At 54.5% G+C, this 369-nt stretch carries 1 protein-coding gene; it reads right to left on the bottom strand.

What is annotated here, in order from left to right:
• Positions 1–166: 166 nt before the first annotated feature.
• The coding region (locus ACODS4_RS28160; RefSeq protein WP_488869193.1) for a hypothetical protein at positions 167–369 on the bottom strand (203 nt) is incomplete at its 5' end.

Here is a 369-nt window from a genome sequence, read left to right as displayed (position 1 = left end):
TCATCGCCTCTCAGTGCCAAGGCATCCACCAGATGCCCTTCAGACGCTTGATCTCTACTCCGAACGTCACGCACAGGGATAAATCGCTCCCGTTGCGTGGACGCTCATGAAGATGCATCCTCGGTCACTTAACTCGACTTTATTCACGATTTCAAAGATCCGGCATTCATGTCGCCACAAACGCCAAAGACTTCTCGTCAATCCAAGAAGCAATGGCCGCGAGAACGCGGTCACGCTTTTCGTCTTGGATCGTCGAGAAGGGATGCGCCGACGGCGGCGCAAATCGTACCGTTGAAGCGGGTTTCAACAAAGTCCGGGTCAGCTTCCTTAGAAAGGAGGTGATCCAGCCGCAGGTTCCCCTACGGCTAC

This window comes from Azospirillum sp. FG154 (genome assembly GCF_057809575.1).
This window is presented reverse-complemented; position numbering and strand designations above follow the sequence as displayed.